This is a genomic window from Thioclava kandeliae (assembly GCF_040297545.1).
GTDB classification, from domain to species: domain Bacteria; phylum Pseudomonadota; class Alphaproteobacteria; order Rhodobacterales; family Rhodobacteraceae; genus Thioclava; species Thioclava kandeliae.
In genome coordinates this window covers 524,684-539,551 of the sequence record NZ_JAYWLC010000001.1, presented here as the reverse complement: position 1 = coordinate 539,551, position 14,868 = coordinate 524,684, and the positions used below count along the sequence as shown (strand labels likewise).

The following is a 14,868-nucleotide window of genomic DNA, read 5'->3' as shown; positions in this document are numbered from 1 at the left end:
GTAATAAAGGACACGATTGCTTACCTGTTGCGCCCCTGCCAATTCTTTAATTTATGTGATCATACTAACCTAAATATCAGATGTATATTTTGTAAAATTCTAGTGTTTTCAACATGCTGAATTGTTGGGCACGAAAAAGCCCCCGACGCTGGAGTCGGGGGCTTTCGCTGTCCGCTTAAAAAGTCGTGTTACTCGGCCAGACCCTGCTCGGCCAGCCAGCGCTCTGCATCAAGCGCCGCCATGCAGCCCATGCCGGCGGAGGTAACGGCCTGACGATAGGTGTGATCGGTCAGATCGCCTGCCGCGAACACGCCTTCGATCGATGTGCGGGTGGAGCCCGGTTCAACCCAGACATAGCCGCCATCTTGCAGTTTCAGCTGGTCTTTCACCAGTTCCGATGCGGGCGCATGGCCGATGGCCACGAAGAAGCCGTCACAGGGGATCTCGCGCTCGGCACCGTCTGCGGTGGATTTGACGCGCACGCCGGTCACGCCCAGCGGGGCCTCGGTGCCGAGGACCTCCTCAACGGTGTGGTTCCAGACAACCTCGATCTTGGGGTTCTTGAACAGGCGTTCCTGCAGGATCTTCTCGGCACGGAAGAAGTCGCGGCGGTGGATCACCGTAACCTTGGAGGCGAAATTGGTGAGGAACAGCGCCTCTTCCACCGCGGTATTGCCGCCGCCGATGACCACAACTTCCTTGCCGCGATAGAAGAACCCGTCGCAGGTGGCGCAGGCCGAGACGCCGAAGCCCTGGAACTTGTCTTCCGAGGGCAGACCCAGCCATTTGGCCTGTGCGCCGGTGGCCAGAACCACGGCATCGGCCTCGTAGGTGGTGCCCGAGTCGCCACGCGCTTTGAACGGGCGCTGCCCCAGATCGAGCGAGGTGATATAGTCACCGATGATCTCGGTGCCCATCGCGCGGGCATGCTCTTCCATCTGAACCATCAGATCGGGGCCTTGGACCTCCGTGTGGCCGGGCCAGTTCTCGACTTCGGTCGTGATGGTCAGCTGGCCGCCCGGTTGCAGGCCCTGCACCAGAACCGGCTGGAGCATTGCCCGCGAGGCATAGACGCCTGCGGTATAGCCAGCAGGGCCGGAGCCGATGATGAGAAGTTTGGTTTTCTTGGTCGTCTCGGACATGCGGATCTCCTGAGATTCCTGTCTTGCAGCGGGTTTGTTGCGGATATAGACACCTCCACCTGCAACGAAAACCCCCGAGCGGGGCAGAGCGGCAGAATGAAGCGGATCTGTCACCCGTCTTCGTGATGAAAAACATTGCGGCATGTCGCGCGATTGCGCTTGCAGTCAAATGTGTGAAATATTATTGCGCGACTGTGAAATATTCGATAGTTTTCGGCGCAAGGCGGAGGTGTATTCATGGCCAGTTCAAAGCTTGACGAAATCGACCGGAAGATTCTGGCCGAGTTACAGGCCGACGGTCGTATGACGAATGTCGAACTGGCGAAACGCGTCGGGATCTCGGCACCGCCTTGCCTGCGCCGTGTGCGCACGCTCGAGGAGGCCGGTTATATCCGCGGCTACCACGCGGATGTGAACCCGCGCGAGCTGAATTTCGAGGTGCAGGTCTTTGCCTCTGTGCGGTTGCATTCGCAATCGGAGGCCGATCTGGCCCAGTTCGAGGCGCTCTGCAATGCTTGGCCGCTGGTGCGCGAGTGCCACATGCTCAATGGCGAGATCGATTTCATCCTGAAATGCGTGGCGCCCGATCTCTCGACGTTCCAGAGCTTCCTGATGAGCCATCTGACCGCGGCAGAAAACGTGGCGAGTGTGAAGACCTCGCTGGTGATCCGTTGCGCAAAGGACGAGCCGGGTGTGCCCTTCGATGTGCTCGAGAGCCGTCTGGCAAAACAGGCCTGATCGCCGTTGAGGGCGTGGTGGAGGGGCGCTGCCCCTCTTGGCGGCAGGGCCGCCAATTCACCCCGGGATATTTAGGGACGCTGGAAGGGCCTGTTTTGCGCAGGGATATGTGACCGGCTGTGTGAATTTGCCGGTGTGAAACTTTCGGAATTCGGGCTACACTAGGGTTTATGGACAAGCCTCTTTCACTCTGGTCTCGGATCGCGGCGGCGATCGCTTCCCTCGCACGGGGGGAGGCGCTGTCGGATGTGTTCGACCAGTTGCGCGCGCCGCCCGAACGGTCGGTGGCTTTCACCATTGCTGTCATCGCGCTCGGAGCGAAGATGGCCAAGGCGGACGGGCAAGTGACCCGTAACGAGGTGGAAGCGTTCCGGCGGATTTTTTCCATTCCAGAGGACGAAGAGATCAATGCCGCGCGGGTGTTCAACATGGCGCGCACCGATGTGGCGGGGTTCGACGCCTATGCGCGCAAGATCGCGGCGATGTTCGGTGAGGGCAATCAGGTCCTGAAAGACGTGCTCGAGGGGCTGTTCGCGATTGCAGTGGCCGATGGGGATTTCCACGAGAACGAGGAAGTTTTCCTGCAGGAAGTGGCACGGATCTTCGGGTTGAAGGAGTGCTGCTACCGGGCGCTGCGGGCGAGTTATGTGGCGGGGTCCGATCCTGATCCTTGGACCGTGCTGGAGGTGGAGCCCGGAGCGAGCCTCGAGGAGGTGCGCCGGGCGTGGAAGGCGGCGATCCGCGAGGCCCATCCCGACCGGGCGATTGCCCGTGGTATGCCCGAGGAGGCTGTGCGTCTGGCCGAGGACCGTGTCGTGGCGCTGAACCACGCATGGGAAGAGATCCGCGCGCGACCGGAGCTGGCCTGAGGGCATCATGACCCGCGATATGAACCTGCGGATTGCCACCTACAATGTGGAATGGTTCACCAATCTGTTCGATCGGGATGGCAGGCCCGCTTTTGACGACCGACCCATGCGGCACGGGCAGGTGAGCGCACGGGAGCAGGCGGAGGCCATCGCACGGGTGATGGCGACGGTGGATGCCGATCTCATACTGGTGGTCGAGGCGCCCGATGACGCGGTGGGGCGATATACGCGGGTAAGCCTCGAGATGTTTGCCGCAGCCTTTGGCCTGCGCACCCGCGCCTGTCTGCATGGCATGGCAAGCACCACGGCACAGGAGATCGCGCTTCTCTATGATCCCGACCGGGTCCGGGTGGGGCTCTCGCCCGAGCCCGGACGGCATCCGGTCCCGAAAGTCCACGGACTGAGTTCGGGCGATCATGTGTTCGACAAGCCCCCGCTCGAGGCGGTGGTGCAGGCGGGGGCACAGGATTTCCATCTGATCGGGGTGCATATCAAATCGAAAATCACCCATGGCGAGACAGCGAGCAATATGCACCGTCTGGCGTTGCGCAACCGTCGCAAGCAGTTGGCGCAATCGCTCTGGTTGCGCGAGCGGGTCGAGCAGCTTTTGGAGGAACGTAAATCGGTGATCCTGCTGGGAGATCTGAATGACGGGCCGGGGCTGGATGAATACGAGGAGATCCTGGGCCAGTCGGCGCTCGAGGTGATTGCCGGGCAGCTGGGCCCCGGGCACTATCTTCTGCATGATCCACATGCGCGGATCGGGACCGCGCCGACACTTGCGCAGCCGGCCTCGGCGCGGTTCTGGTCGGTGGCCGAGCAGCAGTATTTCGGGGCGATCGTGGATTACATCATGGTGTCGGGCGATCTGTGCGCCAACCGTCCGGCATGGCGGATCTGGCATCCGTTCGATGATCCGGCCTGCTATAGGGATCCGGAACTGCGCGACGCGCTGCTGGCGGCATCGGACCATTATCCGGTTTCGCTGGATCTGGTGGTGCATGCCCCGCCCGAAAGCGGGGCATAGGGTCAGGGCTGGGTAATCACCGCTTTGACACCGAGCGAGCTGCACAGCGATGAAAACCGCGATTCGGTTACCTCGCCAAAGAGTTCCGCGCCTTTCGAGGTCAGTTTCAGCTCGAGGATCTTGTCCTCACGATGGCGGACCAGACGTCCGGCATCGCCGGGATCATCGATCGAGAACATCGCCGCGAAGCGCATCGCCTTTCCGAGGATCTCGGCCTCGCGGATCTGGTCCTTGGACAGCAGCTTGAACAGGTCCTGATGGGCCGAGTTCGAGCGGTTGTTCTTGTAGCGGTGCAGCAGGGCAAGGCCGATCAGCACCCGTTCGGGATGCGAAAGCGCGGCCATATTGGCACGGGTCACATTCTCGAAACAGGCATCGGCGCGGTAATCGGGATGGGTGCGCCACGTCGTGTCATGCAGAAGGCAGGCGGCGCGGATCACCCGATAGGTTTCGGGCGGCACCTCGCCCCAGATCGGCTGGATGAAGCTGTGCATCTTCTTGCCGAAACCGGGCATGCGGGCGGCGCGGCGCTCGGCATGGCGACAGGCCTCGATCAGGGGATCGCGCTTGCGTAGCCTGTCGGGCATCTGTTCGTAAAGAAGCCCCTCGCGGATTCCGTAGGACGAGACATCGATCTCGGCAGGCTGGAAGACCGCCACCAGCTCGCGCAGCACCAGCGCTGCATAGGGCACCAGATCCATCCGCGCCGAGCCGATCCCCGTGCTTGCCCGCAGATCCGACAGAGCCGCGCTTTCGATCATATCGATGGTCTTGCCGACCGCCTCCGGCGTCATACGGTATTCATGAAGCACCAGGAGGGGGTATTTCTCGCGCTCCATATCGATGCGGGCAATTGCGCGCCACGAGCCGCCCACCAGATAGATGCGTTCGTAGCCGGTGCCGACCTCTGCGGCGAGCCGCTGCATGGTGTCCTTGATATGGGCGATCTGCGCCTCGCGGTCACCCACCAGCTGCAGACGGAAGGGGCCCAGCTGCGAGGAGACCCGCCGCCAGACCTTGCCGTCGCGCACCTCGGCCAGCTCCATCGAGTTGCCGCCGATATCACAGATGAGACCATTGGCATCGGGCCAGCCCAACAGGACGCCCTGCGCCGAGAGCCGCGCTTCCTCGGGGCCGTCGACCACATGGATGGTCAGGCCGGTCTCGTTCTCGATCAGGCGGTGGAATTCCGGCCCGTCCTCGGCATCGCGCATGGCTGCGGTGGCCACGCAGGTCAGCGAATTGACCTTCATGCCCTTGGCGAGCGCAGCAAAACGGCGCATCGCGGTGAGCGCCCGTGTACGGCCTTCGGGGTTCAACCGACCGGTTTCGGCGAGCCCCTGTCCCAGACCCGCCATGACTTTCTCGTTGAAGAAATAGGCGGGCGAGCGGGCCGCGCCGTCAAACACCACCATCCGGATGGAGTTGGAGCCGATATCGACGACCCCCACACGGCTGAGTGCGCGAATCGAGGGGTCGTCGAAGAGCGGTTTGCCAAAGGGATCCCACTCGTCGTTGTCAGTGCTGTTACCGACGGCCACTATATCTGCCATCTGAGCCTTCCGGACTAAACAAACTTCGCCCAAACATTAGGCTTAGTCGAAGCTATGGGCAAGCTTTGGAACGTCACTTGCGCCCGCAGAGCCCCGACCGGAAAGCGAGGGGTTCTCCATGAAGAAGCGGTGGCAGTTGAAAAGCGTCTGGTTATCTTCCGGAAGATGGCGGATGAACTTGCCATCGGGTTGCAGGATCCAGCTCTGGGCCTCGTCGGCCATGTTGGCCGCCATGATCTGCTCGGTGATCTGCGCTTTCACGGTGGGGTTGGTAGCCTCGACCAGTGTCTCGACACGGCGGTTGAGGTTGCGGCCCATCCAGTCGGCAGAGCTGAAGAAGACCCGCGCCTTCTTGGAGGGCAGCCCGTGGCCATTGCCGAAACAGACGATGCGCGAATGTTCCAGATAGCGGCCTACGATGGATTTCACGCGGATATTCTCGGACAGCCCCTTGATGCCGGGGCGGATGCCGCAAATGCCGCGGATCACGAGGCTGATCTTCACGCCCGCCTGACTGGCGGCGTAGAGCGCGTCGATCACCTCGGGGTCGATGATGGAGTTCATCTTGCCCCAGATCTCGGCAGGTTTGCCGGCCTTGGCAAATTCCGCCTCGCGGGCGATCATCTCCAGAAGGCGCGGCTTCAACGTATGGGGCGAGATCGCGAGGTTCTCGAGATTTTCGGGCTGCACATAGCCCGAGAGATAGTTGAAAACCTTGGTCGCATCGCGTCCCAGCGCATCATCACAGGTGAAGAAGCTGAGATCGGTATAGATCTTGGCCGTGATCGGGTGATAGTTGCCGGTGCCGTAATGGGTATAGGTCACGAGGCTGTCGCCCTCGCGGCGGACCACGGTGCTGATCTTGGCATGGGTCTTGTAATTGGTGAACCCGTAGACCACATGCGCTCCCGCACGCTCGAGCATGCGCGACTGGCGGATATTGGCGGCCTCGTCGAAGCGCGCCTTCAGCTCTACCAGTGCGGTGACCGATTTGCCGTTCTCGGCGGCCTCGCAGAGCGCCGAGACGATGGGCGAGTTCTTGGAGGTCCGGTAAAGCGTCTGCTTGATCGCCAGCACATTGGGGTCATTGGCCGCCTGCGTCAGAAAGCGCACCACCATGTCGAAGGTCTCGTAAGGGTGATGGAGCAGCATGTCCTTCTGGCGGATCGCCGCGAACATATCGCCTTCGTGGTCCTGCACGCGCTCGGGGACGCGCGGCGTGAAGGAGGGCCACAGGAGATCGGGCCGGTCGTCGATGATCAGCTCTTTCAGATCGGCCACGCCGAGAAGACCGCGCACCTCGACCACCTCGTCTTGCGTCACATGCAGCTCGTCCATGATGACCTGATGCAGGCTCTCGGGCGCCCCTGCGGTGATCTTGAGGCGGATCACCTGACCACGGCGGCGGCGTTTGAGGGCCGTCTCGAACTCGCGCACCAGATCCTCGGCCTCGTCCTCCACCTCGAGGTCGCTGTCCCGCAGCACGCGGAAGGCGCAATGGCCGCGCTCGCGGAAGCCGGGGAAGAGCGAGTTGAGATGCAGGAGGAGCACATCCTCGAGCGGCAGGAACCGCGCCTCGCCGGGCAGGCGCACAAAGCGGTCGATCTGCTGCGGGATCGGCAAAAGCGCCTGCATCCGGCGTTTGTCGCCCGGGCGTTCCAGCTCGAGCGCCAGACAGAAGCCCAGATTGGGGATGAAGGGGAAGGGATGTGCGGGATCGATCGCCAAGGGCGAGAGCACCGGAAACACCTTCTGCAGGAAGTGGTTGCGCAGGAAGAAGAGGTCATCCTCGGTCAGGGTCGCGCGGGTCACCACATGGATGCCCGCCTCATCCAGCTCGGCGCGGATCTTGTTCCAGCTCGATTGCTGCATATCCATCAACTGGCGGGCGTCCTCGTTGATCAGCTGGAGCTGCTCGCGCGGGGTCAGGCCGTCATGGGAGGGCAGGTTGTTGCCCTCGCGCACCAGCTCGCGCAGCCCCGCCACGCGGACCGTGTAGAATTCATCAAGGTTCGTGGCCGATATCGAGACGAAGCGCAGCCGCTCCAGCAGCGGAACGCGCGGATTGGTCGCCTCTTCCAGAACCCGCCAGTTGAACGCGAGCCATGACAGCTCGCGGTTGAAGAAACGTCCGGGGCCGGAGATAACCTCTTCGGGAAGCTCGACGGGCGCGGGAAACGGGGTTTTGAGAAAATCAGCCTGTGTCATGCCGCGGTTATTGCCCTGAGTTGTAACGGAAAGATGACGGTTTGATTAATCTTCTTCGTGAAGCCCGAGACTGTCCAGAACATCGGAGGCCAACGAGCGGGTAATCGCCCGTTTTTCCGTAAGTGACCTTGCGTCAAGCGCGCCCACCAGCGCCCGTGCCGTGGCCAGCGACCGGTCCATCCGGCTGACGAGCCACGGGATCAGCGTGACCGGCACATGGATCTGGCAATCGGCGAACATCTTCACCAGCACGGCGGCCAGAAGCGCGTCATCGGGCGGCATGATCTTGGCGGAAGTGGTCGCCTCCATCCGTGAGCGCAGATCGGGCACCACGAGGCCCCAGTCGCGCGGCGGCGTGCGCGCGGTCAGCAGGAGCTTCACGTTTTCGGCCTGACAGAGATTGCACAGATGGAACAGCAGCGATTCGCGCTCGCGCGTGCCCGCAATCTGGTTGGCGTCATCCACAACGATGGCACCGGCGGTCGCCAGCCATGGCGCGTCGTAATCGGCCAGCTCGCGGGCAGGGATCAGGGGGGCACGGTTGGCATCGGCCCAGATCTGCGCGAGATGGGTCTTGCCCGCGCCCGCATCGCCCGTGAGGATCATCCGTCCCGAGGTCCAGCTTTCGGGTGTGTCCAGCATCGCCAGCGCCAGCGCATTGGCCTGTGCGACATAGTAATCCTCGCGCCCCTGCGACTGGCGCAGCGGCAGGTCGAATATCAGCTGTCTGCCCATTATCCTGCCTCCCCCGGTCTGGCCGGGCCGCCCGCCTATTTGGTGAAATCTTCCGGCGGAAGATCCTTGGCGCCGACCCCTTTGTAAAGCGGTCCCTGCATGTACTGCTGGATGCCGAAACGTGCAAGCACGCCGAGCATCGCCGCAACCGGAACCGCCACCAGCATCCCCACAAATCCGAAGAGCGTGCCGAAGGCCGAGAGCGCGAAGATCAGCCACAAAGGATGCAAGCCGATGGAATTGCCCACGAGTTTGGGCGTGATGATATTACCCTCGAGGAACTGGCCGATGGCAAAGATCCCCGCGACAATTGCGATATGCCACCATTCGCCCCAGAACTGGAACAGCGCCAGCCCGATGGCCAACCCGCCGCCGATGATCGCGCCGACATAGGGAATGAAGGTCAGCGAGCCCGCGATCGCGCCTGCGATCAGCCCGAAATTCAGCCCCGCCAGCATCAGTCCAACAGCGTAGAACGTGCCCAGGATCAGGCAGACCGTGACCTGCCCGCGCACGAACCCCGATAGAACACGGTCGATATCGCGGGCAATACCGCGGATGGTCTCGGCGCTCTGACGCGGCAGCATGCGGTCGACCTTGGCCACGATCGGATCCCAGTCGAGCAGCATGTAGAAGGCCACGACCGGCACCACCACGATGAAGACCACGAAATTCACCACACCCATAGCCGAACTGAGCACCGTTGTGGCCAGCTCGCCACCACGGCTCTGGATGGTCTGGCCGATAGAGACGAGCGCATCATTGACCGGCGAGCCGTTCTCCACAAGCTGCGGGAAATTGGTGGTCAGGAAATCCTTGAGACGGGTAAAGATCTGCGGCGCGGTGGCGATCAGCTGTGTCAGCTGGTCGACAAGGAGCGGGATGATCGCGATGCCCAGCACCACGAAGATCAATGTGGCGGTGACCGCGATCACCGTGGTGGCCAGCGCCCGCGACATGTATTTCTCGAGCCGGTCGGCCAGCGGGTCGAGGAAATAGGCGATGGCGCCGCCCACGATGAAGGGCAGGATCACATCTCCCATCAGCCACAGCGCCAGAAGGAAGACCACGATGGCAATGGACCAGATGAGCGCTTGGTTGCGCATTGTGAAAGACATGATTGCTCCAGAAAAAATACTCGGGCAGAATGGCATTATATGAGGCAAACGCAACCGCTCGATGATGCCATTTTAGGGCGGATCGAAAACACGGCAAGAACCGATACGTCCGGCAACAAGGACGACAGTCTAACGTGGCGCTTGAGAAAAGGTGATCGGAGGCGCGGGATGCAGGGCTTGCATCCTTTGCCTATGGTCGGCATGTCATGCAAGGCGCCTAAGCAGGAGCAGCAGATGAAGACCCTTATCGCTATGGTGATCGCGTCCCTTTCCGTGGCCGTCACGGCACAGGCAGAGACCGCGCGCGCCGATCTGGTGGATGCCCAAGGTCAGGCGCTGGCCTCGGTGACGGTGGCCGATCTTGCCCCCGAGGATGGCTCGGTGCGGCTGATGCTGGCCACGATCGAGCTGAGCAGGGGCGACCAATTCGGAGCTGGGGTGGAGCTGGCCTCCACCAGCAGTTGCGGATCCGCGCAGGGCACGCTCCTGATCCCGCAGGCCGATCTTGTGGCACAAGGGGAACACCCCGCGCTTCCCATGCCCGCGCTCGGGCGCCAGAAGGCCGAGTTCATTCTGGCCGATACCGATGTGCGCAGCGCCTTTCTTGCGCGCAAGACCCGCGCGATCAGCCTGCGGCAGGACGGTGTGCAGCTGGCCTGTGCGATGTTCGAGCCGGTTTCCGACGGGCCGGATAGCGCCTCCACGGATCTCTGAACGCGGCACGGCGCGGTTGCTCTTGCCCAAGGGCGCTATATCGGCTAGCCCCGAGCGCAGTTTAACATAACCGACAGGGACCGTCCGTCATGCGCCTTTCCCGCTACTTTCTTCCCGTTCTGAAGGAAAACCCGTCCGAGGCGCAGATTGCCTCGCACCGGCTGATGCTGCGTGCTGGTATGATCAAGCAGCAGCAGGCAGGGATCTATTCGTGGTTGCCGATGGGCTATAAGGTCCTGCGCCGTCTGGAACAGATCGTGCATGAGGAACAGGTCCGCGCGGGCCATATTCCGGTGCTGATGCCCACGATGCAATCGGCCGAACTCTGGCAGGAATCGGGCCGCTACGACGCCTATGGCCCCGAGATGCTGCGCATCAAGGACCGCCACGGCCGTGATATGCTTTACGGGCCCACCAACGAGGAGATGATCACCGACATCTTCCGCGCCCATGTCGAGAGCTACAAATCGCTGCCGATGACGCTCTACCAGATCCAGTGGAAATTCCGCGACGAGGTCCGCCCGCGGTTCGGCGTGATGCGTGGCCGCGAGTTCTTCATGAAAGACGGCTACAGCTTCGATCTGACCAAGGAAGATGCGCTCCATGCCTATAACCGCCATATGGTCTCCTACCTGCGCACCTATGAGCGCATGGGCCTGACCGCGATCCCGATGCGTGCCGATTCCGGCCCGATCGGTGGCGACAATACCCACGAGTTCCTCGTGCTGGCGCCTACGGGCGAGTCGGAGGTGTTCTACGATTCCAACGTGACCGACCTGACACTGGGCGATCGCGAGGTGGATTACGACAATCGCGACGAGGTCGAAGCGATCTGCAAGGAGTTCACCACCCTTTACGCCCGCACCGACGAGACCCATGACGAGGCGATCTTCAACGAGGTTCCCGAAGAGCGCCGCAAATCGGCCCGCGGGATCGAGGTGGGCCAGATCTTCTATTTCGGCACCAAATACTCGGAATCGATGGGCGCCAATGTGCAGATGCCCGATGGCTCCAAGGTTCCGGTCGAGATGGGCTCGCACGGGATCGGCGTCTCGCGTCTGGTCGGCGCGCTGATCGAGGCGAACCACGACGAGAAGGGCATCATCTGGCCCGAGGGCGTGACACCCTTCCATGTGGGCATCGTGAACCTCAAACAGGGCGATGCGGCCTGTGACAGTGCCTGCGACGCGCTCTATGCCGCGCTGACCAAAGCCGGTCTGGACCCGCTCTATGACGACCGTAACGAGCGCGCGGGTGCCAAATTCGCGACGATGGACCTGATCGGTCTGCCGTGGCGCGTGACCATCGGCCCGCGTGGCGTGGCCGCCAACAAGGTCGAATTGACCTCGCGCCGCACCGGCGAGAGCGAGGAAATGTCGGCCGAGGCCGCCGTGGCCAAGATCATCGAGATCTACGCCAAGCACCGCTGATCCGCGCCTCTAGCGTTTCTGGAACGCCCCGGCTTGTCCGGGGCGTTTTGCTTTGCGTGCCTGACGTTCCTGATTGAAAAGATCAGGAAAATAGGGCATGAACGGGCCGTCTCAAGGAATGTGCCCATGATGTCCCGTTCTCTCGTTCTTGCGGTTATCGCGCTCTGGCCTCTGCAGGCATCCGCCCAGGAAGGGCCGGTAAACCTCTGGGCTGATTGGGGCGAGACGCTGTTCCATGATACGGAGCTTTCACAGAACGGCTCGCAATCCTGCGCGACCTGCCATGATCCGTCCTTCGCCTTCACCGATCCACGTGAATCAGAGGCGGGAAAGGCGGTCTCGCTGGGCGATGATTTCGAGAGCCTTGGCGACCGGAACGCGCCGACGCTGGGCTATACCTCCTTCTCGCCCGATTTCGCGATGGACGCTTCGGGGATCTATCGCGGCGGTCAGTTTCATGACGGACGCGCCAGGGATCTGGCCGAGCAGGCGCGCGGGCCGCTGTTCAACCCCGTCGAGATGGCGCTGCCATCCCCCGAGATCTTCGCGCAGCGTCTGGCGCAGAACCCCGATCAGGCGCGGATGGCGCGCGAGGTGGCGGGGATCGCGGACCTCGAGGCCGATCCCGAGGCCACGCTTGCCGCCGCGACCAAGGCATTGGCCGAATTTCAAAGCACCGAGGATTTCGCGCCTTTTGATAGCCGCTATGACCGGTTCCTGCGCGGCGAGATCGAACTGACCGACGAGGAGGAACTGGGGCGCATCCTGTTCTTCTCGCAGCAATTCACCAATTGTAACCAGTGCCACCAGCTGCGCGCCACACCCGGCGAGGCGGGCGAGACCTTCTCGAATTACGAATACCACAATATCGGTGTGCCGGTGAATGCGGCGGTGCGCGGGCGCAACGGCAAGGGAGAGGGCTTCCTCGATCGGGGGCTTCTGGACAATCCCGCGATCACCGATCCGGCGCAGGCCGGAAAGTTCAAGGTGCCGACCCTGCGCAACGTGGCCGTGACCGGCCCTTATATGCATAACGGGGTCTTCTCGGACCTGCGCACGGTGATCCTGTTCTACAATATCTATAATACCAAGCGCCCCGAGCGGCATATCAACCCCGAGACCGGCGCGCCCTTTGCGCCGCCCGAGATCGCGCAGAATATCTCGCTCGACAAACTGGAGATGGGGCCTGCGCTCGATGATCAGCGGATCGATGCGCTGGTGGCCTTCCTCAGGACCCTGACCGATGCGCGTTACGAGCATTTTCTGGAAGAATGATGTCGGCAGTTTGATGCGGGTGGCCCTCGCCAGCGCTTGACCTTTGCTCCGCACGCCGCAACTGTGCCGCGCGGTTACGTTTATCGGAGAGACCATATGGCTGGCCAAAGCAGGCCCTTCTCGGCGTTTGAGTTTATGATTGCCTGGCGCTATTTGCGGGCAAGACGGGCCGAGGGCGGGGTCTCGGTGATGACCTGGATCAGCCTGATCGGTATCACGCTCGGGGTCGCGGCCCTCATCATCACGCTGGCCGTGCGTGCGGGCTTCCGCGCGGAGTTTGTCGATACCATTCTGGGCGCCAATCCGCATGTGACCGTTTATTCGGCCCCGACCGAGGTAGTCGAGGGCTCGGGCGTCTATAGCCGGATCATCCGCGACTATGACGAGCGCGCCAAACGCATCGCCGCCATTCCGGGCGTGACCGATGCCGCCCCCATCGTGAAGGGGCAGGTCATGGCCACCTTCAATGACCGAAATAATGTGGGGCAGGTCTTCGGTATCCGCCTGCAGGATCTGGAAAAGATCCCCGGCGTGGCGCATTCCGACGAGGCGATCGGGTCTTTAGACAATTTCGATCAGGGTATCGCCATCGGCGCGGGTATGGCGCGGGATCTGGGGATCGGTCTGGGCGACAAGCTGCGGCTTCTGTCGCCCGAAGGAGCCAAGACCGCCTTTGGCACCAGCCCGCGGGTCTCGGCCTATACGGTCACCTATATCTTCTCGGCGGGGCGCTACGATATCGACCAGACCCGCATCTATATGCCCTTCAAGGAAGCGCAGAGCTATTTCAACCGCGAGGGTGGCGCCGACGAGATCGATGTCAGCGTGACCGACCCCGAGAATGTGGATGACTGGACGCCCCAGCTGATGGAGGCGGGCGGCGAGGGCACCATGCTCTGGTCGTGGCGCGACAGCTCGGGGAGCTTCCTCAAGGCGCTGACGATGGAAGACAACGTGATGTTCATTATCCTCTCGGTGCTGGTGCTAATCGCCTCGATGAATATCACCTCCGGCCTCATCATGCTGGTCAAGAACAAGGGCCGCGATATCGGGATCCTGCGGACGATGGGGCTGACCGAAGGCTCCATCCTGCGCGTGTTCTTCCTGTGCGGGGCGTTTACGGGGATCATCGGCACCTTCGCAGGGCTGATCCTCGGGGTCGTCTTCTCGCTTAATGTCCAGCATATCATCGACGGGCTGAACGCGCTCAATGGCGGCGATGTCTGGGATGCCTCGGTGCGCGGCATCTACGAATTGCCCGCCAAGCTGCAGGTGATGGATATCGTCAAATCCGTGGGGCTCTCGCTGGGCCTGAGCTTCATCGTGACCATTTTCCCTGCCCGCCGCGCGGCGCGCCTGAACCCTGTGGAGGCCCTGCGCTATGAATGATGTCCTGCAACTCTCGGGGATCGAGAAGATCTATAACCGCGGCACGCCGAAAGAGATCGCCGTGCTGCGCGGTCTCGATCTGTCCATCGCACCGGGGCAGGTCGTGGCGCTGGTTGCGCCCTCGGGCACCGGCAAATCGACGCTCCTGCATATCGCGGGCCTTCTGGACACGCCCGACACCGGCGGAGTGATGATCGATGGCGAGGATCTGGGCCGCGCTTCCGACAAGCAGCGCACACAGGCACGGCGCAACTCGCTGGGCTTTGTCTATCAGTTCCACCACCTGCTGCCCGAATTCACCGCCGAGGAGAACATCATCCTGCCACAGCTCGCCAACGGGATTGCGCGTAGCGAGGCCACGGCCCATGCGCGCTCGCTTCTGGAACGGGTGGGACTCAAGGATCGCGCCAGCCACCGTCCCTCGGCGCTATCGGGGGGCGAGCAGCAACGCGTGGCCTTCTGCCGTGCACTGGCCAACAAGCCTCGGCTTCTTCTTGCCGATGAGCCCACGGGCAATCTTGATCCCCAGACCTCGGACACGGTATTTGCTGCCCTTATGGACCTTGTGCGGGAGACGAATCTCTCCGCTCTGATCGCGACCCATAATCTGGATCTTGCGAAGCGGATGGATCGGGTTCTCCGGCTCGAGGAGGGAGTTCTGAGGGAATAA

13 protein-coding genes are annotated in these 14,868 nt (G+C 62.2%); 8 read left to right on the top strand and 5 right to left on the bottom strand.

Translation table 11 applies throughout. The annotated features are described in order from the left end of the window. Positions 1 to 188: 188 nt before the first annotated feature. Positions 189 to 1,142, bottom strand: coding sequence for a thioredoxin-disulfide reductase (gene trxB / locus VSX56_RS02520; RefSeq protein ID WP_339112047.1), 954 nt, complete (start codon positions 1,140 to 1,142; stop codon positions 189 to 191). A gap of 237 nt (positions 1,143 to 1,379) precedes the next feature. Between trxB and VSX56_RS02515 the strand changes: the two genes are divergently transcribed. The 3 genes from VSX56_RS02515 to VSX56_RS02505 all read left to right on the top strand — a co-directional run bounded on the left by VSX56_RS02515 (position 1,380) and on the right by VSX56_RS02505 (position 3,776). Next, positions 1,380 to 1,880 carry an Lrp/AsnC family transcriptional regulator gene (locus VSX56_RS02515; RefSeq protein WP_339112048.1) on the top strand — a complete coding sequence of 167 codons (501 nt, stop codon included), beginning with the start codon at positions 1,380 to 1,382 and terminating at the stop codon, positions 1,878 to 1,880. Between the two features lie 170 nt (positions 1,881 to 2,050). Then, entirely contained in the window at positions 2,051 to 2,749 is a 699-nt protein-coding gene (locus VSX56_RS02510) for a TerB family tellurite resistance protein (RefSeq protein WP_350934588.1), read from the top strand. A 7-nt stretch (positions 2,750 to 2,756) separates the two neighbouring features. Next, entirely contained in the window at positions 2,757 to 3,776 is a 1,020-nt protein-coding gene (locus VSX56_RS02505) for an endonuclease/exonuclease/phosphatase family protein (RefSeq protein ID WP_339112050.1), read from the top strand. Between the two features lie 2 nt (positions 3,777 to 3,778). Here the strand turns inward: VSX56_RS02505 and VSX56_RS02500 are convergent, their stop codons facing one another. Genes VSX56_RS02500 through VSX56_RS02485 form a run of 4 tightly spaced genes read right to left on the bottom strand, consistent with a single transcriptional unit; the run spans position 3,779 to position 9,390 of the window. After that, positions 3,779 to 5,329, bottom strand: a complete 1,551-nt coding sequence (locus tag VSX56_RS02500; protein ID WP_350934586.1) for a Ppx/GppA family phosphatase — start codon at positions 5,327 to 5,329, stop codon at positions 3,779 to 3,781. A gap of 42 nt (positions 5,330 to 5,371) precedes the next feature. After that, positions 5,372 to 7,537, bottom strand: coding sequence for an RNA degradosome polyphosphate kinase (locus VSX56_RS02495; RefSeq protein WP_350934584.1), 2,166 nt, complete (start codon positions 7,535 to 7,537; stop codon positions 5,372 to 5,374). A gap of 45 nt (positions 7,538 to 7,582) precedes the next feature. Beyond that, complete coding sequence (locus VSX56_RS02490) at positions 7,583 to 8,272, bottom strand: P-loop NTPase family protein (RefSeq protein ID WP_350934582.1); 690 nt, start codon at positions 8,270 to 8,272, stop codon at positions 7,583 to 7,585. A gap of 35 nt (positions 8,273 to 8,307) precedes the next feature. After that, positions 8,308 to 9,390: an AI-2E family transporter gene (locus VSX56_RS02485; protein ID WP_339112054.1), complete on the bottom strand. Its 1,083-nt coding sequence runs from the start codon at positions 9,388 to 9,390 to the stop codon at positions 8,308 to 8,310. 234 nt (positions 9,391 to 9,624) lie between these two features. On the opposite strand from VSX56_RS02485, the gene VSX56_RS02480 reads away from it, so the two are divergent. From VSX56_RS02480 to VSX56_RS02460, 5 genes are all read left to right on the top strand, one after another. After that, positions 9,625 to 10,104, top strand: coding sequence for a hypothetical protein (locus tag VSX56_RS02480; RefSeq protein WP_350934580.1), 480 nt, complete (start codon positions 9,625 to 9,627; stop codon positions 10,102 to 10,104). An 89-nt stretch (positions 10,105 to 10,193) separates the two neighbouring features. Then, positions 10,194 to 11,534: a proline--tRNA ligase gene (gene proS / locus VSX56_RS02475; protein ID WP_339112056.1), complete on the top strand. Its 1,341-nt coding sequence runs from the start codon at positions 10,194 to 10,196 to the stop codon at positions 11,532 to 11,534. 126 nt (positions 11,535 to 11,660) lie between these two features. Continuing rightward, positions 11,661 to 12,809 (top strand): cytochrome-c peroxidase, encoded by a 1,149-nt coding sequence (locus tag VSX56_RS02470; RefSeq protein ID WP_350934577.1) that lies wholly within the window; start codon positions 11,661 to 11,663, stop codon positions 12,807 to 12,809. 96 nt (positions 12,810 to 12,905) lie between these two features. Beyond that, positions 12,906 to 14,198, top strand: a complete 1,293-nt coding sequence (locus VSX56_RS02465; protein ID WP_350934574.1) for a lipoprotein-releasing ABC transporter permease subunit — start codon at positions 12,906 to 12,908, stop codon at positions 14,196 to 14,198. Beyond that, the gene (locus VSX56_RS02460; RefSeq protein WP_339112059.1) at positions 14,191 to 14,868 is read left to right on the top strand and encodes an ABC transporter ATP-binding protein; all 678 of its coding nucleotides are present in this window, start codon (positions 14,191 to 14,193) and stop codon (positions 14,866 to 14,868) included. The genes VSX56_RS02465 and VSX56_RS02460 overlap by 8 nt, the downstream gene beginning before the upstream one ends.

Bases quoted from the DNA above. Each gene is read 5' to 3' on its own strand.
- VSX56_RS02470 (WP_350934577.1), top strand. From the start codon at position 11,661: ATGATGTCCCGTTCTCTCGTTCTTGCGGTTATCGCGCTCTGGCCTCTG.
- VSX56_RS02495 (WP_350934584.1), bottom strand. From the start codon at position 7,537: ATGACACAGGCTGATTTTCTCAAAACCCCGTTTCCCGCGCCCGTCGAG.
- VSX56_RS02510 (WP_350934588.1), top strand. From the start codon at position 2,051: ATGGACAAGCCTCTTTCACTCTGGTCTCGGATCGCGGCGGCGATCGCT.
- VSX56_RS02500 (WP_350934586.1), bottom strand. From the start codon at position 5,329: ATGGCAGATATAGTGGCCGTCGGTAACAGCACTGACAACGACGAGTGG.
- VSX56_RS02515 (WP_339112048.1), top strand. From the start codon at position 1,380: ATGGCCAGTTCAAAGCTTGACGAAATCGACCGGAAGATTCTGGCCGAG.
- proS (WP_339112056.1), top strand. From the start codon at position 10,194: ATGCGCCTTTCCCGCTACTTTCTTCCCGTTCTGAAGGAAAACCCGTCC.
- VSX56_RS02485 (WP_339112054.1), bottom strand. From the start codon at position 9,390: ATGTCTTTCACAATGCGCAACCAAGCGCTCATCTGGTCCATTGCCATC.
- trxB (WP_339112047.1), bottom strand. From the start codon at position 1,142: ATGTCCGAGACGACCAAGAAAACCAAACTTCTCATCATCGGCTCCGGC.
- VSX56_RS02505 (WP_339112050.1), top strand. From the start codon at position 2,757: ATGACCCGCGATATGAACCTGCGGATTGCCACCTACAATGTGGAATGG.
- VSX56_RS02460 (WP_339112059.1), top strand. From the start codon at position 14,191: ATGAATGATGTCCTGCAACTCTCGGGGATCGAGAAGATCTATAACCGC.
- VSX56_RS02465 (WP_350934574.1), top strand. From the start codon at position 12,906: ATGGCTGGCCAAAGCAGGCCCTTCTCGGCGTTTGAGTTTATGATTGCC.
- VSX56_RS02490 (WP_350934582.1), bottom strand. From the start codon at position 8,272: ATGGGCAGACAGCTGATATTCGACCTGCCGCTGCGCCAGTCGCAGGGG.
- VSX56_RS02480 (WP_350934580.1), top strand. From the start codon at position 9,625: ATGAAGACCCTTATCGCTATGGTGATCGCGTCCCTTTCCGTGGCCGTC.